Source organism: Paenibacillus sp. SJS-P3, assembly GCF_056711585.1.
On record NZ_CM160043.1, the window covers coordinates 4,835,845 to 4,855,503 of the forward strand.

Genomic DNA, 19,659 nt, shown 5'->3' on the forward strand with positions numbered 1-19,659 from the left:
TAATGATTATCAATATCATAAACTATAAAGAGATCCCGCCGCCTTGTCAATTTCAATTTCGGCTGCTTTCCTCTCAATGACGAAGAGCCCTCCCCGCGGACGGGAAGGGCTCATCGTCATTCATCACCAGTTGTTGCCGGAGCCGGATGCCGTGAAGCTTGAGGAAGCATTGAGGAACTTGCCGGAAGGAGCTCCGTTCACCGTGTTGTTCGTGAAGGTGGACGTGCCGGTCGCCGATCCTCTCACATAGAAGCCGTAGGTGCCCGCATTCGTGATCGTATTGGAGGCATAGGTCACGGATACGCCCGGAGCAGGCTCCTCGATGAAGACGCCGGAGTAGACGCTGTCCTGGATCGTATTGCCCGATACGTTGACCGTCAGGTTTTGCGCTTTGCCGCTGTTGCCCACCCAGTAAGCCCAGATCGCGCCGATCTGATAGCCGTAGTCCTTATGGTAGGAGCCCGCTCTCAGCAGCATGTTGTTCTGGACCGTCAGCGTGCCCGTCATGGACGGAGGGTTGAAGTTCGTGCCGAAGGAGATGCCGGAGCCGTTCACGACGGTATCCGTCACCAGATTGCCGATGACCTTGTTGTCCTTGCCGCCGTAGATGGCGATATTGTTCGCCAGTGTCGGAATCTGGACGGTGTTGTAGCTGAACGTGTTGTTCGTATCCAGGTAGGTGTCCGACCACATCGCCATGCCGTCGTCGCCGCTATTGCGGATCGAGTTGTTGCTGACGGTCGTATTGCTCGTGCCGTAGTGCAGGTTGATGCCGTCCGCCCATACTTGGCGAATCCGGGTATTCGTGATGGTGGCGGCATTCGTCTGGTTCGTCAGCCAGACTCCGACCTTGGCGTGCTCGATCCACAGATTGGAGATGGTCGAGTTCGTTCCGTTGCCCTCCACGCCGGTCACGCCGTTGTAATCGTCACGGATGAAGTCGTTCGCGCTGAGCTTGAAGTCCGACAGCGCGACGTTGCCGCCCCGCAGGTAGATGCCCGCATAGCTGCCGGAGAGAGTGGAGTACCAGACGCCGGCGCCCTTCATGGATACGCCGCTGTCCAGGTACAGCCTTGTGCCGGTTCCGTTGTAGCCGGCTCCCTTGGTGCCGTTGTTCAGCGTGAAGGTTCCCGCCGGAATCCATACGCCTTTGTAGGTTCCGCCCGAGTTTTTGACCGCATTGACGGCATTGTTGATGGCCGTCGTATCGTCGGCTCCGTCGCTTGCCACCGCGCCGTAGCTCGTGATGGAGACATAACCCGCGGGCATCGACAAGGCGGCCGGAATCGCTTCCGTCTCGATCAGGTCGACCGTCACGCTCGCCGTCGAGGCGAAGTTCAAGTTGGAGGCGTTGCGCTGCAGCTTGATGACCGTGCCGGCCGGATACGATTTGTCCAGCTGGACCGACACCTCGTCATACATGTGATGCGGCGTGTTCGGAGTCGCATTCGGATTGTTGGACCAGCGGATCTCCCCGCCTTCCGTACCGTAGGCTCCATAGATCCAGCTGTATTTGGATGTCAGGCCGACGTCCTTGATCAGCGTTCCGCCGGCATACAGGCTGATCGCGGAATCGATGCCCGTTCCGGACGCGTTGTCCGGGATGGAGTAGCGGATCGTCAAGCCTTGGGCGGCTTTGTTCAGCGTGAACTGAACGTATTGGCCAGCCGAGGTCAGCTTGACGGCTTTGCGGCCGGAAGCTTCCGAAGCGAGATCGCCGAACGTAGTCGAAGGTCCGACGATTGCGCCCGTGTAGGACGCGCTTTCCGCTTCATAAGCGTCGTAAGGCATGGACGCTCCATAAGAGCCCGGGGACGGCGTCGGTGTCGGCACCGGCGTAGGCGTAGGCACGACATAGGCGATGTCGATCTTGTCCAGGTTCACATTCCCGGTATCGGTCGTATCGTACTTGTACATGATCGTGTTGCTGCCGGCATTCAGAGCGACAGTGTCGGTCCTGGCCGCCCAGGTGTCCCAGTTCGCCGTAGCGGCTAGGGAGGTCTGCGCCGCCTTGGCTCCGTTCACATAGATGCTCAAGGATTGGACGGCCGTCGAGCCGTTGGCGTAACGCAGCGCAACGCTGTAATTGCCCGCAGTCGACGCGCTCACGTTGAACCTTGCCGAGGCATTGCCTTTGTTGGCATCGGTGAAGCCGCCGACAAAGCCGGTTCCGCTGTAGCCCGTATGATCGCTCGCCACGGCCGCGCCTCCGGACAGCGTCGCCGTCTCGGCCTCATACGTTCCAGCCGGTGTCGGTGTCGGGGTTGGCGTTTTTGTCGGCGTTGGAGTTGGCGTTGGAGTTGGCGTCGCTGTCGGTGTAGGAGTTGGCGTCGGCGTAGCCGAGCCGGATCCGTACACCTCGACTTCGCTCAGCTGGCCTCCGGTCGACCCGGTATTGGCCGTAACGTTCACCCGCACATAGCGGGCCGAGACTGCCGTAAAGGTTATCGTTGCCGTGTTGGACGATGACGGATCGAAGGCATACGCCTTGGAAGCAGCAAGCGTCGCATAGGACGAGTTGTCGGAGCTGCCTTGCACGGAGAGCGTCTGGGTTCTCGCGCCCCAGGAAGGAGGAAGCTTCAGCACGACCTTGCCGATGCTTTGCGCGCTGCCCAGATCCACGGTCAGCGTGTTCGGATAGGAATTCGCCGCGCCTTCATAATAGCTGGATGCATTTCCGTCCGTGGCATTGGATGCCGGGAAGCCGGAGAACGTATTGTTGGCTGCTGCAGCTTTGTTCAGAGCCAGATTGGCGCCCAGGGAAGCATCGACGGTAATATTGTCGATATTGACATTGCCCGTGTCTGCCGCGTCGAATTTATAAGCGATTGCATTGCTGCCCGAGTTCAGCGAGACGGTCTCCGTCTGGGTCGACCAAGTATTCCAGTCCGCCGTGCCTGCAAGCGAGATTTGCTTGATCTTGGAACCGTTGACATACAGGCTCATCGTTTGATTGCCGCCGGAGCCGTTGGCATAGCGGAGAACCGTCGTATAGCTTCCCGCAGAGGAAGCGCTTACAGTAAAGGTGATGGAAGCTTTTCCTTTATTGGTGTCGGTCAATCCTCCGACAAAGCCCGTGCCTGTATACCCGCTATGGTCGGTCGCTTTGACGGCGCCTCCGGCCAGTGCGGCAGACTCGGCTTCATAAGTTTGCGGAGCTGCGGAAGCTCCCGGCGCAAAAGGAATTTGCAGAATCATCAAGGACAGCGCCAGGAACAGAGCCAGGAGCTTGCCCGCTTTTGCATTGGATCTCATGTTATACATACCTCCGTGTGATTTAGTCTGATGCGGAACTTGCTTAGCCCTCCTTCTCGTTCGGAATGAATGGCGGTCAGGCGCGCTTTCACCCCCATTGTAGCCAGGCGCGCTTAGGCAGGCCACTACATTGATGACCTATAAAGCCATTTTTGTGACAACGGCCGAAATGGTAAAAGCAAAAGAGCCCTTCCCGCTCATACGGAAGGGCCCCATGCATCGTTTTTACCGGCAGCCTTGGAAGCTCTCTCTCGAAAGCACATGCATTCTCTCTCCGTTGCAGTCCTCGTCATCGCCGGCCAATCCTTCGAGAACTTGGCTGAAGGCGAAGCCGAGCTTCTCAAGCACCCGGAGCGACGCAGCGTTGCGAGGGTCGGCCTTGGCATGCAGCCGGTCCAGCCCGATGGCATCGAATCCATAGGCGGCCAGCGCGGCAGCCGCTTCGCCCGCATACCCCCGGCCCCAGTCGCTGCGGCGGATCAGGTAATAGAGCTCCTTGTCCGGGCGGCGGAAATCAAGCTCCCCGATTCCGCACCAGCCGACCATTTCGCCGGACTCCTTGGCTAGGATGGGGAACGAGTATTTGAAGGGTTCTTCAAAACCATCCCCGTAACTGTCCAGCAGCCACCGGAACAGCTCTTCATACCGCTCGAAAGACAGCACGTCCATATGCATGTACGTCAGCAGCTCCTCATCCTGCATCAGCCCGTAGGACTCCATCAAGTCGCTTTCCCTGTACGGTCGGATGATCAGGCGCTCCGTTTCCAGGCGCATCGCAGCCAGGCTATCGTTCATTGTCGTTCATCTCCCAATCCGAAGTTTTCATGACCCAACAGCCTCGAGCAAGGAACCGGCAGCATGCAGGTCAGCACCTCTCGGGGTTTAGCCTTACCTTACGGAGCGGCGGGCAAAACGGCAAGGGATAGTTCCGATATAGCCATCTGCGAGGATTTGCGCGCACTCCCAAAAGAAAAACGGAAAGCCTCGGGCTTCCCGTTTTTTTGCAACCTGCTGTGTGTCGAGCAAGACGGCAAGCATGCCGTCATCCAGCGAAACTTCATCCCGTTCACAGCCGACGCCAAAGCGCCGATCTCCTCGCTGGACAGGAATTGGCGGTACATGGTATAACCTTCCATCATTTCAAAGTCATCGGCGGGCGATGTACAGCGGGCCCAGCTCGACGGTCGAGCCAGCGGATTGGCGCAGCGCTTCCAGCACAACCTGGGCATTGTAGCCGTCCGCGAAATCATAGACAAGCGCATCCTGGCCTCTCAGTGCCGCGATGACCTGCTTCAGCATAGGGAGCGGACTCGCGATGCCGTCGGCATCGACTGCTTGAAGACTGTCGGCGGAATCCCCTTTGTACAGATGCCGCCAATTCTCCAGCGCGACGACGCCTTTGGAACCGTGGACGACCATGGAAACGCGCTCCTCGCCGGGCAGGCCCGTGCTTCCGCTCAGGCGGATCGGAATTCCGCTGTCCAAGGCCAGTGTCGCTTCGGCCTTGTTCTCGGACAGCCTGCTGTCGGCGGGATAGGAGACCTCGCTGCTCAGCCGTGCGATGCGGCCGAAGACTTGCTGGATCATATGGATCCAATGAATGCCGACTTCAAGCAGAAATCCGCCCTGCTCCCTGGTCGCGACCCATCCGTTCTGCTGCCAAGCCCGCGGCCACTGCGGGAACTGCAGGAACAGTTCGATTCTCTCCACGGTCCCGGCCGCGCCTTCATCCAGCAGCTCCTTGAGCTTGAGAACCGGGGGCTCCAACGGGAACGAGAAATGCACGGCGTTCACGAGATCCGATCCCGCTGCCAGCTCCGCCATTTCGCGGGCTTCCTCCAAGCTGTTCGCAAGCGGCTTTTCGCAGAACACATGAATGTTCTTCTCAAAAGCGGCTGTCGCCACCTCATGATGCATCGCCGGCGGGACGGCGATGTACAGCAAGTCGATGCCGCCTTCATCCAGCATGATGCGGTAATCCGAATAAGTCCTTGCCCCGCCTGCGCTGCCCAGGACGTTCTCAATCGCAGCTGAGTTCGGGTCGCATACCGCCGCCAGCTCGATATCTTCCGGAAACCCGGGAGCCTTCTGAACAATCATATTCCTTCCCATTACGCCCAGACCGATGACGGCCAACCTGATTTTTTTCATGCTCCGCTCCGTTTCTTCGTTCAAGAATGAAAATCCCGCCCACGGTCTGCAACTGCGGACTGCCTATGGATAAAGAAAATAATACCACGGATTGCATGGCAAAAAAGAGAGGGAATGCGTTCCCTCTCGGCTGCCTTGGCGAATGCCACCACTTGATCGAACATGGCTCGCGGGCTGCGATACACAACCCGTTTATTTCACCGCGTAAATCCCTTCCTTGTAGGTCATCGAGTACACCATGCCCTCCTCCGTCAGGATAGCGCTGGCGATATTGTCTACGGCTACCCGGACTTGCCCGCCATTCGGATCAATCCGATAGATGCCGGGTTCGTAACCGCCGGACAGATAATAGACGCCTGCCGTACCCGCATAATACGTGCTGACGGGCTGTGCGGCCAGCTTCGTTTCCTTGCCGGAGGCAAGATCGTACCGGAACAGCTCTCCGGGATCGTAGTCGCTGCCGGTCGCATTGACCTTGTAATAGATGGCTCCAGCGGAGAATTGGATCTGTGCCGCCTTGCGGCTGACCAGCGTCTTGGCGCCGCTCCCGTCAATCCCGGCAGACATCACATGTCCGGTCTTGGCTTCGACGTAGTAAATCCGGCTGCCTTCCATCCAGAACGATGCGGCCGAGCCCGTCAGCTTGGTCTGCGTCTGATCTCCCAAGCTGATTTTGTACACGGCACTCTCATCCGCCTCATCGCTTACCTTGTAGCCAAGCGCATACAGATAGCCGTCCCGAGCATACATGCTGCCGACGCTCGAGTATCCGAGACCTTGCCCGTTGGACGTCCGGTTAATGAGGTAGGCGAATCCAGGCTGCCCGAACGCCTCCTTCTTGCCGGTCTTCAAATCTACTCGGCTCAGATTGTCTTCCATCTTGGCCATCGGATCGAAGTCCGTCAGGTACAAGGCTTCTCCCGATTTGACGTAGTGGATGATGCTGCGGGCATCGACGACTTTAACGATAGTTCCATTATCCACCCGGTATAACGTCTCTGATCCCACCGTCAAGTCTCCTGTATGCAGGATGATGTACAGGTCTTTATCGATCGTCTCGATGCCGGCAACCCAGCCATTCTCCGGCTTCCACGACGGCAGCTTGGCAACGGCATCGGATTTTCCGGAGGCAAGGTCATACGCATGCAGTTCTGCCGACTTATTAACGGTCGTCACATAATAAAGCTTTTGCCCGATGACTTTTGCTTGATCGAATACCGGATTTCCCGGCAGCTCGATGGCTGCCTCTTTTTGCCCGTCCGTTTTCCGGTATAGCTTCTGGATGATTCCGCTGCGCATGCGCTTGAAGTAATACGAGGTATTGCCATGCAGGCCAAGAGGAACGGTATCGCCATAATTGACCGGGCTGCGGGAATCGGCCAGCTGTTCCTTGACCTTGCCGCCGGCCGCGAGACTCCCGGGATCCTTCCAATCCACGATGTTGTCTCCGATGAGAACAAGGCCGTCATGCCAGTCGATCTTCTTGCCGATCGCTTCCGCCGCGCTTCGCAAAGGCAGCATGATCTGTCCGTTCACCTTCTGCGGCGCCTCATCCATGACGCGGACTTCGCCGTTCACGGTCATCGAAGTGCTGTTGACAGTGAACTTGACCGTTCGTTTGAGCTTGCTGCTGTGGAGAACGACCTCATCCGGCTTCTGCTGCTGCCAATTGGCTTCCCAGCCCTGCTGAAGGTCCGCCTGAGTCGCGAGATAGCTCATCAGGCGAATCGGCACGAGGACGCGCCCCTTTTTCTGCGTAAGCTTGAAATCGCCGTAGATGTCCGTCTTCTGTCCACGGATGAAAGCTTTGTTCTGATAGTCATAAGGAAAGACAATCATATTCCCGAACACTTCGGGCAATGGCTTGGCGGCTTCCGATGCCTGCGCCGGAGGGGCCAGAAGGCTCAGACAAAGACTTGACGCCAGTAGAAGCGAGGCTGCTTTCTTCATGTCGGCTCTCCTTATCAGATCATAATATGAACGTCTCTATAGACGCTCAAATCAGGAATATGTTTCCATATACCCGATGGGCCTTTGGCCAAGCGCCTTCCTCAAGTCTTTCATAGAATGAATGGATCTGAAACGAAACGGAGGGGCGAAACTTGGCCAAACCTGGAGTATCGATCGTGGCCTGCACGAACAGGCCCGAATTCATCCCGAACATTCTGAGCAACTATAAGCGGCAGCTCTATCCGAACAAGGAATTGATCCTCATCGTCAACAAGGACAAGGCCGATCTGAAGGCGATCCGGCGCATAGCCTCCGCTCACCGCCATGTCCGCGTCTACTCTGTCCCGGAGAGAATATCGCTTGGCCAATGCTTGAACTGCGGCATCTCCCGAGCCAGGCATCCTCTCATCGCCAAGCTTGACCACGATGATTACTATTCGCCTTATTATCTTCGGGAGCAGGTCAAGACGCTTGCCTTCAAAGGAAGCTCCGTCATCGGCAAGCATGCCTGCCTCGTCTATCTGGAGGGAAGCAAGCAACTCGTCATCCGCTCTCCCGAGGAACAGCATAAATTCGTCGATTTTATCCAAGGGGGAACGATCTTGTTCCGGAGGAGCGTGCTGAAGCACGCGCGCTTCGACGATATCTCCTTGGGCGAGGACGTCCGGTTTTTAAGGAAATGCAGAAAAAAAGGCTGCATCGTCTATGCATCCTCTCCCTACAATTACGTGTACATCCGCAGAAAAAACAAGAGCACCCACACCTGGAAGGTCAACGACCGATACTATCTGGCCAAAAGCCTTCCCATTGCAGTTACCGATAATTATACCGCCTACGCCAGGAAAAAAGCCTGATCGGAGCGAAGGATCGGCCGGCGAACCTGCAGCAGCAAGCTTTTTTCACCGGTCGCTCACGGGTATGGTGAGCAGGAAAGTCGTACCGATGCCCTTTTCGCTCTCGACTTCGATGACGCCCTTCACCTTGTCGATCGTGCTGTAGACCATGAGCATGCCAAGGCCGGTCCCTTCCGCTTTCGTCGAATAATACGGCTTGCCCAGGCGGGACATCTCCTCCTTGGTCATTCCGATTCCCGTATCTTGGATGCTGATGACGATATGCTGCTTTCTCTCGGCCACATCAATGGAGAGGATGCCGCCTCCCATCTCCTTCATCGCTTCAATTCCGTTTTTGTAGAGATTGATCAAGCATTGCTGGATCTGGTTCCGGTCATACCGGATTTGGAGGCTGTTGCTGAAGCTGAATTTCACCTCTACTTCATGGATCGATGCATAAGGCATGATGACATTTTTGGTATACTCCAGCTCATCGATCATGTTGGAGTAGACCATGTTTTCCGACTGCGGCTTGGCGAACGACAAGTAATCGCTGACGATCTTCTCCGCCCGGTTGAGCTCCTGCAGCGAAAGGTCCACGAATTTCTTCTCTTCCGGCGTAATCGTCACCGATTTCTGCAGCATTTGCAGGAATCCGCTCGTTACGGTTAGCGGGTTCCTGATCTCATGCGAGACGCTTGCCGCCAGCTCGCTGACGACATTCAACCGTTCCGACTGGATGATCCGCTCCCTGTTTTTGAAGTTGATCAGAATCTTCTCGATCAGAATCATGATCACGCTTGTCACTCCGACATAAGTCGTCAAGGCATTCAAGGAGAGGATCCGGAATTGCCGATCGGATCCGCCTACGATCAGGCTCAGAATCGCGAGGTAACACCCCATCGTCAGCAAAGCAATGGCGGCTGCCGCGGCAACACGGCCCCGGGAATCCAATTTCAAGAACGTTTTGCTGTAGCAAGGAATCAGAATGAATGCCGCGGTAGAAAACAGGAACGATTCGAGCATTCCTGGCCCCCCAACATAGAAGCGGCATGCGTTCAGGATGATGTACAACGGGAATACATTCTTGTGGCCTCCAAACAAAGCCACGATGATGAACGGGATATATCTTAAATCAAATATATATCCAATATCTAAAATAATTGGTTTTATGATACAAAGAATCATCGTGATGGCGGATAGAACAACAAGGATGTTGTTGTGATAAGGATGGGTTTTGTTTTCAAAAAAGATCAAAAACGTCAAAACTGGAACTAATAAAAACAAAAAATTCAAGAGCAAGGTCTCAAACAACGAATAACTTCCTTTCGATATTTAATGCAGCAAAGGAAATAAACTTCATTTGTAAGCTATATCCTGTCATTTTGCATTTCGTTACACCATTATAATCACAGATTGCTCAATTACTACATCTTCGGGGTAAATATTGACGGCCTTCCTGCCACAACGTATCCGGTGAATCTGTTCCTGATGCGTTCAAAGGGGGCAGGTTATCGGCGCGATTGTAAATTGCCTTCAAACTAACTTTGCCAATCTATCAAGTTGGATGATCCCGGCACAAGCAGCTGAAGTTCGCGATCCTTGTCTTCCGGACAAAGCTGCTTGGCCACCACGACGGCCGACAGGAGCAGCCGCACCCGCGCTTCCGGTTGTTCCGGATATGGCAGCGGCTTCGGTCATCGATGCACCAGTTACTATGGCCAAAACGAAACCCTGCTCCATGAATGAGCAGGGTTTCTTTGAATTTCTACTGTAAACGATGGAGTCGATATTAGTCGTCCCATTTCCTTCCCAGCCGAGCCGCCTTGGCCGCTCCGGAACATGCCCTGTCCATTCGAGCGGCTCCATAGTCGAAAACGCCGCATGGATGGCGGAGTGGCCCTGATTCTTCAGCCTCCGGCAGCTTCCTCGACCAGCAGCCTGTAGTCCTCGTAAGCCAGCTTCCACTCCTCCATGCGAGCTGTCGTTCTCCCGTCCAGCAAGGCGGCGATGACATCCAGACAGACATGCCAGCCGGCCAGATCCTTGGGTGTGTGGCCGGTCATTTTGCGAATCGTCTCGATCAAGACGAGGCGGCATCCGCCGGGCTCCGGATAAAGCTCGAAACGGACGCGGTCCTCGCCCCACGTGTATTCAAGGACAGCATGCTCCTGCAGCTCGAGGATCTCGAGCTCCTTGAACGTGCCGTCCTGCATGTCGAACCGGATCACTCCGCCTTCGCGAAGCTCGTCCACCCGCAGCTCCGGGAACCATTCCGCCAGCTTGTCGTTGGCTGTGAGCGACGACCAGACTTTCTCGGCCGGGTGCTTCAAGCGCCGCTCGAAGCGGGCTTCGTATCCTTCCGTTACAGGGGTTAATGACGCCAACATGATTGGACCTCCTCTATGGGAACGAGGGCCGCTGGCCCCGGCATCCCTGTTTTCGCGCGGACCGCCCTAGCGGTCCTCTTCGTCCAAGTGCTTCTCCAGCGCGTCCAGCTTGTCCGACCAGAACCGCCGATAAGGCTCGAACCAATGGTCGAGCTCCTTCAATGGCTTCGCGTTCAATCGATACCAATGGCTTTGCCCTTCTTTTCGTACCGAGACGAGCTCCGCTTCGCGCAAAATCCGCAAATGCTTCGAGATCCCGGGCTGGCTTAGCGACGATAAAGCAACCAGCTCTCCGACAGAGCGTTCCCGGACGCGCAGGGAATCGAGAATTTTTCTGCGCTGGGGCTCGGCGAGCACTTCAAACAGCTTGTCCTCATTCATGGCTTATATATTACCTTTCGGTTATATTTCTGTCAAGGCATGAAAAGCAGCCGACATACGGCGGGCTCCCTACCAAACAATGCGCTATTTCCATCGGTCTGGAGGTCGTGTACCCTAAAATTCCAAGTATGCTTCTTTGATAAATCCACTTTATAGCGATCGATAGGCCTTAGGCTGACCCATTCTTCCCCTTCGTGCCTTCATGATAGGCCTTAGGCTGACCCTTCTTCACCCGCATGGCGCCTCATATATATGCCCTGAGCTCAGCCTCAAGGCTTTTTTCTTTGGAGCGAATAAAGGAGGCCTCGCGGTGGAAATTTAATCCTTGGACTTGCGCCGAGATCGCCGATCCAACCGCTATTCACAGAACCTAACTCGCTGATGTCAGCGTTGAAGCGCCGGCTGGCTCATAAATTCCAGGTTCACGGCCCTGCATTTATGTTAAAATAGCTGTAGACAAGCATTGGCTGGTCCATTAGCCTTGCCATTCTCATTTTGCCCTCGGGCTCGAATGAGGAGAAACCATCTACAGAAACAGGACACTAGGAGGAGTTACAATGGCACTCGTTTCCATGAAGGACATGCTGAACAAGGCGCTTGCCGAGGGCTACGCCGTCGGCCAGTACAACATCAACAACCTGGAGTGGACGCAGGCGATCCTCGCTGCGGCACAGGAAGAGCAATCCCCGGTCATTCTCGGCGTATCCGAAGGCGCGGCCCGCTACATGGGCGGCTTCAAAGTCGTTACCGCCATCGTAGGCGCCCTGATCGATGAAATGAAAATCACGGTTCCGGTTGCCATTCACCTCGACCACGGCTCCAGCTTCGACAAATGTAAAGAAGCGATCGACGCCGGCTTTACTTCCGTCATGATCGACGCTTCCCACCATCCGTTCGACGAGAACGTCGAGACGACGAAGAAAGTCGTTGAATACGCGCACAGCAAAGGCGTTTCCGTTGAAGCTGAGCTCGGTACGGTCGGCGGCCAAGAAGACGACGTCGTTGCTGACGGCGTTATCTACGCAGATCCTAAAGAATGCTTCGAGCTGGTCAAGCTGACAGGCATCGACTGCCTGGCTCCTGCTCTTGGCTCCGTCCACGGTCCTTACAAAGGCGAGCCTAACCTCGGCTTCAAGGAAATGGCGGAAATCCGCGAGACGATCAAGCTTCCGCTCGTTCTGCACGGCGGCACGGGCATCCCTACGAACGACATCAAGAAATCCATCTCCCTCGGAACGGCCAAGATCAACGTGAACACGGAGAACCAAATCTCCTTCACGAAAAAAGTCCGCGAAATCGTGACGGCTGACCACGAAGTCTATGATCCGCGCAAATTCCTGGCACCAGGACGCGATGCGATCAAAGCGACGGTCATCGGCAAAATGCGCGAGTTCGGTTCTTCCAACAAAGCGTAAGACGCACGAAATCAAAAAGGCAAGGAGGACCTCGGTCCTTCCTTGCCTTTTTTTGCATGCCGAAATGGAACCGATCCTAAATGGCGCATAGCCTCGGGGAAGGCTGAGCCTTCTTGTCCGATCATCGGCTCCACCCGGCAGTCATGTCCCCGCAGCCTCTCTCGTACACTAGAACGAGAATGCTCGTACGAGACCGCTATCGGAGGGATGACGATGAAAATTACTTCCGGGGGAATGGAGGCCGTCTATTACGGCCGCGTATCCGCCTACGGCATGAGCCCGATTGAAATTACGCTGTCGGAGGAAAAGGACCCTCTGACCTTCCATTTCTGCATCGAGCACGATCCGCAGCGGGACGACATCGCGACGGATATCCAGCTGATCCGCTACAACGAAGTCCGAATTTCCTGCATCAACTATCCGCGGGGCAAGCCGACCGGCAATCAGGATCTCATCCATCTCGGCGTTCTCGACAACCGCAGCCTGTCCCTCCGCTATGAGACGACGATCCACTACGACCTGTCGGCTTGGGCGCTTGCCTTCACGTTCTACTCCGGCGAAGGGGGGCCGGGGGATGAATAAACTCGAGATCCAGGACCCCAAGGTCGCCAGCAAAATCATCGCCGCGAACGCGGAAAGCGACAAAAGGAAAGCCGAGCTCGGCTTCCTCGGAAGATTTTACGGCTCCGGCGAAAATGTCCGCCTCTATATCGTGGGCACGATCGCGCTTGGCGTCCTGCTCATCGCCCTCGTCTATACGCTGACGCCCGCATCGTACCGTTCCGCCGACTTCGGGCTGAAGGAGATGTGGACGCTCGTCGTCCTTCCGGTCGAATCGACCATCATCGGGTATTTGATCGGATCGCGTTCCAGGGATTCCGGAGGATGAAGCCGATTCAACAGCTCCAAGTCAGGATAAGCTCAGAGATGTTGCGGAAGCAGGCGAGAATCCTACCCAGTAAACCTTTATAGGAAGGGGCTTGCGATGCATGGAATGCATTGAAGCCCTTTTCCAGCATCTCCGTCCGGCACGCCTTCACTTTGCGATATTGAATGCCGACCGCCTTCCCGAACAACGCCAAGCAGCCGGCCCTTATTGCGGCGGGGCCATCTCGACGTCGATCAGCTTGAACTGCGTCACATCCGCCAGCCCCCGGTTCGTAATCCGGATTTCCGGAATGACCGGCAAAGCGACCAGCGAAAAGGTCATGTACGGAGCATTCAGGGAGCAGCCGATCGCCTTCCAGGCTTCCTCGAGCCCGGCCACCTCGGACACGACCTCCGGCAGGGATTTCTCCGACATCAGGCCCGCGATGGCCATCGGGACCTGCGCCAGCACCTTGCCGTCCCTGACTACGATCATGCCTCCGCCGATCTTCACGAGCTCATTGGCCGCGAATGCCATCTCATGCTCATCCACGCCCATGACGAGCAGGTTATGGCTGTCATGCGCCACCGTGGAGGCTACAGCCCCTCGGGTGATGCCGAAGCCCTGCACGAAGCCCAGCGACACCTCCCCCTTGCCATGATGCCGCTCGATGCAGGCCAGACGGATCGTGTCCTGCCGGATATCCGGCAGGATGACGCCGTGCTCCACGGGAAGCTCTGCGGCAGCCTTCTCGGTCCGCGCGCTGTTCTCGATAATGCGGATGACGTTGACGCGGGCGGCAGCCGCATCGAACCGGCTGGCGAGCCTGAAGTCCTCCGCCGCCAGCTCGCGCCCGACATGCATGGACTTGCGGATATGCGATGGATAAACGAACGCCGGGAAGCATTCCTGGCGCAGCTGTCCTTGATCGTAGACAACAACCCCGTCCGCAAGCACGGTCGACGGCACCATCCGCTCCAGATCGTCCAGCAGCAGAATATCCGCGCAGCGTCCCGGCGCGATGCTGCCGAGATCCTGCTCGCATTTGAAGTACCTCGCTACATTCACCGTCGCCATCTGGATGGCTGTGACGGGCTCCACGCCTTCTTCCATAGCCCGGCGGACGACATGATTGAGATGTCCTTTCTCCATCAGCGTCTGCGGACTGACGTCGTCGGTGACGAGAGAGATGTTGCCCGTCGGCACCTTGTCCTCTGTGACAACCTTGATGACTTCCTTGACGTCATGCCAGGCGGAGCCTTCGCGGATCATGAGATGCATGCCCATGCGCAGCTTCTGCAGCCCCTGCTCCCGGGTGACGGTCTCATGATCGGAGGTGACGCCAGCGGCGAGATAGGCTTGCAGCATGCGGTCATCCTCGCTGGGGAAGTGGCCGGTGACCGTCTTGCCGCTCTTGAGCGTGGCCTCGATTTCTCCGAGCATGACGGGATCCCCATAAACCACTCCAGGGAAGTTCATGACCTCCCCGAGTCCGACCACGTTGTCCCAGGCCAGTCCCTTGGAGATGTCCTCGACGCCCAGCCTGGCTCCGGCATCCTCGAGATCAAGAGTCGCCGGAACGCAGGAGGGAAAGGTCGTGAACACCTTGAGAGGGAGCTGCTGCCCCTCATCATGCATCAGCTTCACGCCTTCCGCTCCGAATACATTGGCGATCTCATGCGGATCCATGAAGATCCCGGTCGTCCCCTTGGCCAGAGCGGCCTTGGCGAACTCGGTCACGGACAGCATCGTGCTCTCCACATGCATATGTCCGTCCAGCAATCCGGGACAGAGGTACCTCCCCGCTGCATCGATTATTTTCGTGCCGCTTCCGATAGCATGCTCCGCGTTGCCCACATACGCGATCCGGCCGGATGCGATCGCAACGTCGACATGCTCCAGCAGCTCCCCGGTATGGACGTTGACCAGAATCCCATTCCGGATGACGATCTCGGCCTCGGCCTCGCCGCGGGCTACCTGGGACAGCAGCCGGCTTGCTTCATACAGCGGCGTTCTTTTTCTAGAGCTCATCCTGCTCCTCCACTCCTTCAATTGGCAATCCATTCTAAATATCTAGCTTAACACGATATCCGCCGCCCTATGCGACCCTCTCGGCCGGGCCCGCTTGGAGGCGCGGGGAGATCGCATGACGGCGGTAAGCCGGCATGCAGCTGCTCCATAGCCATGACGGGCAGCCCGTTCTAAGCCTCCAGCCGTCCCCGCAGATAGGCTGCCAGCTCGCGGGCAGCCTGTTCATGCGCCGCAGCGCCGGGATGGCTCCTTGCGCCCGTCGTCTCGTCCGTCATGGCGGGAAGCTGGAACACCGACACCTTCCGGTCGCCCGAACGCTTGATATAGGCATCGACAGCGCGGTAGATGGCCGGCATCATCGGCGTTCCCAGCATGCCGTAAGCCCAGACGATATGGGCATGCGGATTGCAGGAGCGGATCGTCGCGAGGAAGCTCTCCGCCGCCGCCTCGAAAGCCTGCAGATCCTCCTCGTTGAAGGTCCCGTCCTCGTTCAGACGCTGCTTGTAGGCCCTGCCGGTCTCCTCATCCTTCCACTCAGGCGAGTAGAACGCGCCTCCGTCGTTGGTGCCCAGATTCACGACCACGGCATCCGGCTGCCAGGAAGCGAAATCATAGTCGCGGAAGGCGCCGAGAGCCGCGTTCCTCTCTCCCGTTAGAAGGCCGCATACCTTCCGGTAATGCTGCGGAATATTGCCGTGCGGATTGTTGTCCCAGCTCGTCAGGACGCCCCATCCGCTTTGGGAAATAATCCTGCATTCCGCATTCAGCATTTCCGCCGCCAAGGCTGCATAGGTGCGCGTGCCGCTGAACCACATCGGGATCCAGTCCGCTTCCTCCCTGCCCCCGATCGCTCCCTCGCCGGAAGTGATGCTGTCTCCGATGAACTCGATCTTATAGGGCTTGTCCTCTACGGGCAGGAACTCCCCGTCGAACTTGACCGCATGGATGTGCAGGGAGCAGCGCGGATCGCCGCTCATCGGCTGCACGTCCTTCACGATGCGGACGTTCTTCGCCGTCTCTCCGTCCATGCCCCGGAACAGGCATACCCAGTGCCTGCCGGACGTGACCATTTGCCTGCCGACCGGCACCGAATTGATCAGAATCGTGATCCACGGCTCGTACTGGCCGTAATCGGCCTCCAGCTCCACCCATAGCTCGGACCCCTTGGCTTGGAGCTCAAGAGCGCTTCCGCTCCAGAAAAGAGTAAGCGGGGAGCGCTCTCCCGTCGTTCGGCCATGCACCTTGACATGCGGTAGATCGGATAGTGCCTGTACAGTCAATTCGTTCATCGTCTGATCCTCCATCTGCGGTTCCGTCGTTAGATCCAGTTTACTCCCGGACCCCGCCCGATGTCGCCCTGCAAAAAGGAAAACAACCGCAGCCTGCCCTAATCCGGAGATCACGCGAAGTGCATGCAGCTGCTCGCCGGGCCTGAAAAAACAGCCCCGTCATGACGACGGGGCTGTCAGCAAAGCGGATGCCGCGCCGCATTCGCGGCCGCGGCCATTTTCATCAACCTTACATGACCGGTTGAGGACTAGGGCTCAGTCCAAGCGTCCTTGCCGTGGACTCATGGATGTCGCGGATAAGCTCCGGATTGCCCATCAACGGCAAGCCGTACGAAGGAATCATTTCCTTGATTTTCGGCTCCCACGATTTAATATGCTGAGGGAAACATTTCGCCAATACTTCCAGCATGACGGGAACGGCGGTGGAAGCGCCAGGGGAAGCGCCGAGCAGGGCGGCGATCGAGCCGTCCGCGGCGTTGATGACCTCCGTGCCGAATTGCAGCGTTCCTTTGCCGGCTGCCGTATCCTTGATGATCTGCACGCGCTGTCCGGCTACGAGCAGGTCCCAATCCTCGCTTTTGGCGTTCGGAACGAATTCCCGCAGGGCGTCCATCCGCTTTTCTTTCGACTGCATCACTTCCTTGATCAGGTACGTGGTCAAGGATGCGTTCTTCACGCCTGCCGCCATCATCGTGACCAGATTGTGCATCTTGACGGAAGTGACCAGATCCAGCATGGAGCCGTATTTCAAAAACTTCGGCGAGAAGCCGGCAAACGGTCCGAACAGCAGCGATTCCTTCTTGTCGATGACCCTGGTATCCAGATGCGGGACCGACATCGGCGGAGCGCCCAGCGGAGCTTTGCCGTATACTTTGGCACGGTGATCGGCGACGATTTCCGGCTTCTGGCACACCATGAACAGTCCGCTGACCGGGAAGCCGCCGATGCCCTTCCCTTCCGGAATGCCCGATTTTTGCAGCAGATGGAGGCTTCCGCCGCCGCCGCCGATGAAGACGAACTTGGCCGTGCGGCGTTCGACCGAGCCGCTGTCGACGTTCCGCACCTTGAGTTCCCATAAGCCGTCGCTTGTCCGTTTGATATCGTCGACGTTCTGCTTGTATTTGATCTCGACGTTCCGGCTCTGCAGGTTGGCGAACAGCATGCGCGTTAAAGCGCCAAAGTTGACGTCCGTTCCGGATTCAATCCTGGTTGCCGCTATAGGACCCTTCGTTGTGCGGTCCTTCATCATCAGCGGAATCCATTCCTTCAGCTTCTGCGGATCGTCGGAAAATTCCATTCCGTCAAAGAGCGGATTGGCCGACAGAGCGTCGAACCGCTTTTTCAAAAAGGCGACATCCTTCTCCCCTTGCACGAAGCTCATATGGGGAACCGGCATGATGAAGTCCTGCGGGTTGGCGATCAGCTTGCTTTGGACCAGATAGGACCAGAACTGCTTCGATACCTGAAATTCCTCATTCACGCCGATCGCCTTGCTGATATCCATCGATCCGTCCGGCTTCTCGACCGTGTAGTTGAGCTCGCATAGGGAGGAATGCCCCGTCCCTGCATTGTTCCATTCGTTGGAGCTCTCCTCGCCTGCGGTCGCCCGCCTCTCGAGCACGGAGATGTTCCAGTCGGGCACTAATTCCTTGAGCAGCGCCCCTAAAGTCGCGCTCATGATGCCGGCACCAATTAAGATAACGTCTGTTTGGGTTTGTGTTTTACTCATTTTTACCTTCCTTACACGCTGATATTTGAAGAAAAAATGCAGCTCTTTCGGACAAATTGCATAGCAAGCAAGGCGCGACAGAGTCACACCGCTCTTTTGAACACGATGACCATGATTATCTGCAGATTAAGATATTTACTATTATATAATAATGGGAGGCGATAAGCAGGCCGCTAAATGTGGATTTTGCGGACGGTATTCCCCATCTTAGCTTAGTATTCCAACCCGGGCATTTGAATATTAGATCCCATGTTGGAAAGTTGGCATTGTATACAATTATACGGACTCTCCCAGTAGGAGTCGAGCATAATGTCTATAAAAGAATCCGGCTAATGTTGCAAAATAAGCAGCAGCTTGCAGCACAGCGGCGGGCGACGGCTCCTAATGCCCCGATTCGCGCCATTACGCGCCTCAATCGCCTATGGCTAACGGTCACTTCCTCCTTGCGCCGATAAGAAAAAAATCGCCTCCGCTGAACCAGCAAGGGCGATTGCATTCAGATATGGCCGGTGTGGCGGAGAAGAACCGATTAGAAAGCGGAAGTCCAGCCCGCATCGGCGGTGACGACCGTTCCGTTCAGGAAGCTGGAATCGTCGGAGGCCAGGAACAGAGCCACCTTGGCGATCTCCTCCGGCGAGCCCGCGCGGGGAATCAAGCCTTGAGACAGCTGGGAGCGGCTGATCCCGAACTCGTTCATGTTCTTCATCGAGGACTGGATGTTGGTCATGACCGCTCCCGGAGCGATCGCATTGCAGCGGATGCCCTTCTGCGCGTACATGAAGCCGGTGTTCTTGGTCAGGCCGACAACCGCGTGCTTGGATGCCGTGTAGGTCGCGCCCGCATGCGCTCCGTTGTATCCGCCGGTGGAGGCGGTGTTGACGATGACGCCCTTGCCTTTCTCCAGGAAGATCGGAATGGCTTTGCGCATAGCCCTCATGACGCTCTTGGTGTTGATGTCGAAGATCAGATCCCAACGCTCGTCGGTAATGTCGCCGGCCGGCTCGAAGCCGTCCATGATCCCGGCATTGTTGACGAGAATGTCCAGCGTGCCGTACTCGCTCACGGCGGTGTCGATCATGCCTTCAATGTCTTCCAGCTTGGCTACGTTGACTTGAAGGGCCTTGGCCGTGCCGCCCTGGGCGACGATTCCCTGGGCTACCTGCTCCGCGCCCTCGAGGTTGAGATCGGCGACGATGACCTTGGCGCCTTCCTTGGCGTACAGCTCGGCAATGGCTTTGCCCATGCCGGAGGCGGCGCCGGTTACGACGGCAACTTGATCGTGGAGTTTCATCACATGGTCGCTCCTTTTTATCTGCTAGGGTATCCGGTTGGCGGATGGGCCTATCCATCATTCGCGAATTTGTACA

Annotated in this window: 16 protein-coding genes; 5 read left to right on the top strand and 11 right to left on the bottom strand. The window is 56.8% G+C overall.

Going from position 1 to position 19,659, the window contains the following annotated elements; all coding sequences use genetic code 11:
• Nucleotides 1-123: 123 nt before the first annotated feature.
• Both AC06G8_RS22090 and AC06G8_RS22095 read right to left on the bottom strand, forming a co-directional pair.
• On the bottom strand, nucleotides 124-3,255 hold the full coding sequence (locus AC06G8_RS22090; RefSeq protein ID WP_480283980.1) for a galactose-binding domain-containing protein: 3,132 nt from the start codon (nucleotides 3,253-3,255) through the stop codon (nucleotides 124-126).
• A 225-nt stretch (nucleotides 3,256-3,480) separates the two neighbouring features.
• Complete coding sequence (locus AC06G8_RS22095) at nucleotides 3,481-4,050, bottom strand: GNAT family N-acetyltransferase (RefSeq protein ID WP_480283981.1); 570 nt, start codon at nucleotides 4,048-4,050, stop codon at nucleotides 3,481-3,483.
• Nucleotides 4,051-4,113: 63 nt separating this feature from the next.
• Between AC06G8_RS22095 and AC06G8_RS22100 the strand changes: the two genes are divergently transcribed.
• Complete coding sequence (locus AC06G8_RS22100; RefSeq protein ID WP_480283982.1) at nucleotides 4,114-4,383, top strand: hypothetical protein; 270 nt, start codon at nucleotides 4,114-4,116, stop codon at nucleotides 4,381-4,383.
• A gap of 18 nt (nucleotides 4,384-4,401) precedes the next feature.
• On the opposite strand, the gene AC06G8_RS22105 is transcribed toward AC06G8_RS22100, so the two are convergent.
• Entirely contained in the window at nucleotides 4,402-5,406 is a 1,005-nt protein-coding gene (locus tag AC06G8_RS22105; RefSeq protein ID WP_480283983.1) for a Gfo/Idh/MocA family protein, read from the bottom strand.
• A gap of 192 nt (nucleotides 5,407-5,598) precedes the next feature.
• Entirely contained in the window at nucleotides 5,599-7,356 is a 1,758-nt protein-coding gene (locus AC06G8_RS22110; protein ID WP_480283984.1) for a stalk domain-containing protein, read from the bottom strand.
• Between the two features lie 152 nt (nucleotides 7,357-7,508).
• On the opposite strand from AC06G8_RS22110, the gene AC06G8_RS22115 reads away from it, so the two are divergent.
• Nucleotides 7,509-8,210 carry a glycosyltransferase family 2 protein gene (locus AC06G8_RS22115; protein ID WP_447663288.1) on the top strand — a complete coding sequence of 234 codons (702 nt, stop codon included), beginning with the start codon at nucleotides 7,509-7,511 and terminating at the stop codon, nucleotides 8,208-8,210.
• 45 nt (nucleotides 8,211-8,255) lie between these two features.
• Here AC06G8_RS22115 and AC06G8_RS22120 read toward each other — a convergent pair whose 3' ends face one another.
• The 3 genes from AC06G8_RS22120 to AC06G8_RS22130 form a co-directional block, all read right to left on the bottom strand.
• Complete coding sequence (locus tag AC06G8_RS22120) at nucleotides 8,256-9,503, bottom strand: ATP-binding protein (protein ID WP_480283985.1); 1,248 nt, start codon at nucleotides 9,501-9,503, stop codon at nucleotides 8,256-8,258.
• Between the two features lie 596 nt (nucleotides 9,504-10,099).
• Nucleotides 10,100-10,579 carry an SRPBCC family protein gene (locus AC06G8_RS22125; RefSeq protein ID WP_447663290.1) on the bottom strand — a complete coding sequence of 160 codons (480 nt, stop codon included), beginning with the start codon at nucleotides 10,577-10,579 and terminating at the stop codon, nucleotides 10,100-10,102.
• Between the two features lie 66 nt (nucleotides 10,580-10,645).
• Nucleotides 10,646-10,960: an ArsR/SmtB family transcription factor gene (locus AC06G8_RS22130; protein WP_480283986.1), complete on the bottom strand. Its 315-nt coding sequence runs from the start codon at nucleotides 10,958-10,960 to the stop codon at nucleotides 10,646-10,648.
• A 557-nt stretch (nucleotides 10,961-11,517) separates the two neighbouring features.
• Between AC06G8_RS22130 and AC06G8_RS22135 the strand changes: the two genes are divergently transcribed.
• The 3 genes from AC06G8_RS22135 (at nucleotide 11,518) to AC06G8_RS22145 (ending at nucleotide 13,264) form a co-directional block, all read left to right on the top strand.
• The gene (locus tag AC06G8_RS22135) at nucleotides 11,518-12,375 is read left to right on the top strand and encodes a class II fructose-bisphosphate aldolase (RefSeq protein ID WP_048747599.1); all 858 of its coding nucleotides are present in this window, start codon (nucleotides 11,518-11,520) and stop codon (nucleotides 12,373-12,375) included.
• 213 nt (nucleotides 12,376-12,588) lie between these two features.
• A complete protein-coding gene (locus AC06G8_RS22140) occupies nucleotides 12,589-12,957 on the top strand; it encodes a DUF6864 domain-containing function (RefSeq protein WP_447663292.1) in 369 nt (122 codons plus the stop codon).
• Nucleotides 12,950-13,264 (top strand): hypothetical protein, encoded by a 315-nt coding sequence (locus AC06G8_RS22145; RefSeq protein WP_447663293.1) that lies wholly within the window; start codon nucleotides 12,950-12,952, stop codon nucleotides 13,262-13,264. The genes AC06G8_RS22140 and AC06G8_RS22145 overlap by 8 nt, the downstream gene beginning before the upstream one ends.
• A 204-nt stretch (nucleotides 13,265-13,468) precedes the next feature.
• Here the strand turns inward: AC06G8_RS22145 and ade are convergent, their stop codons facing one another.
• The 4 genes from ade to AC06G8_RS22165 form a co-directional block, all read right to left on the bottom strand.
• Nucleotides 13,469-15,274, bottom strand: a complete 1,806-nt coding sequence (ade, locus tag AC06G8_RS22150; RefSeq protein ID WP_480283987.1) for an adenine deaminase — start codon at nucleotides 15,272-15,274, stop codon at nucleotides 13,469-13,471.
• A 170-nt stretch (nucleotides 15,275-15,444) separates the two neighbouring features.
• Nucleotides 15,445-16,563: an SGNH/GDSL hydrolase family protein gene (locus AC06G8_RS22155; protein ID WP_480283988.1), complete on the bottom strand. Its 1,119-nt coding sequence runs from the start codon at nucleotides 16,561-16,563 to the stop codon at nucleotides 15,445-15,447.
• 229 nt (nucleotides 16,564-16,792) lie between these two features.
• Entirely contained in the window at nucleotides 16,793-18,334 is a 1,542-nt protein-coding gene (locus AC06G8_RS22160; RefSeq protein ID WP_480285487.1) for a malate:quinone oxidoreductase, read from the bottom strand.
• Between the two features lie 487 nt (nucleotides 18,335-18,821).
• Nucleotides 18,822-19,583, bottom strand: a complete 762-nt coding sequence (locus tag AC06G8_RS22165; RefSeq protein ID WP_480283989.1) for an SDR family oxidoreductase — start codon at nucleotides 19,581-19,583, stop codon at nucleotides 18,822-18,824.
• Nucleotides 19,584-19,659 lie beyond the last annotated feature (76 nt).

What these genes read in the sequence shown, in the direction of transcription:
- AC06G8_RS22155 (WP_480283988.1), bottom strand. Translation starts at nt 16,563, where the DNA reads ATGAACGAATTGACTGTACAGGCACTATCCGATCTACCGCATGTCAAG.
- ade (WP_480283987.1), bottom strand. Translation starts at nt 15,274, where the DNA reads ATGAGCTCTAGAAAAAGAACGCCGCTGTATGAAGCAAGCCGGCTGCTG.
- AC06G8_RS22135 (WP_048747599.1), top strand. Translation starts at nt 11,518, where the DNA reads ATGGCACTCGTTTCCATGAAGGACATGCTGAACAAGGCGCTTGCCGAG.
- AC06G8_RS22110 (WP_480283984.1), bottom strand. Translation starts at nt 7,356, where the DNA reads ATGAAGAAAGCAGCCTCGCTTCTACTGGCGTCAAGTCTTTGTCTGAGC.
- AC06G8_RS22145 (WP_447663293.1), top strand. Translation starts at nt 12,950, where the DNA reads ATGAATAAACTCGAGATCCAGGACCCCAAGGTCGCCAGCAAAATCATC.
- AC06G8_RS22095 (WP_480283981.1), bottom strand. Translation starts at nt 4,050, where the DNA reads ATGAACGATAGCCTGGCTGCGATGCGCCTGGAAACGGAGCGCCTGATC.
- AC06G8_RS22125 (WP_447663290.1), bottom strand. Translation starts at nt 10,579, where the DNA reads ATGTTGGCGTCATTAACCCCTGTAACGGAAGGATACGAAGCCCGCTTC.
- AC06G8_RS22140 (WP_447663292.1), top strand. Translation starts at nt 12,589, where the DNA reads ATGAAAATTACTTCCGGGGGAATGGAGGCCGTCTATTACGGCCGCGTA.
- AC06G8_RS22090 (WP_480283980.1), bottom strand. Translation starts at nt 3,255, where the DNA reads ATGAGATCCAATGCAAAAGCGGGCAAGCTCCTGGCTCTGTTCCTGGCG.
- AC06G8_RS22165 (WP_480283989.1), bottom strand. Translation starts at nt 19,583, where the DNA reads ATGAAACTCCACGATCAAGTTGCCGTCGTAACCGGCGCCGCCTCCGGC.
- AC06G8_RS22130 (WP_480283986.1), bottom strand. Translation starts at nt 10,960, where the DNA reads ATGAATGAGGACAAGCTGTTTGAAGTGCTCGCCGAGCCCCAGCGCAGA.
- AC06G8_RS22105 (WP_480283983.1), bottom strand. Translation starts at nt 5,406, where the DNA reads ATGAAAAAAATCAGGTTGGCCGTCATCGGTCTGGGCGTAATGGGAAGG.
- AC06G8_RS22100 (WP_480283982.1), top strand. Translation starts at nt 4,114, where the DNA reads ATGCAGGTCAGCACCTCTCGGGGTTTAGCCTTACCTTACGGAGCGGCG.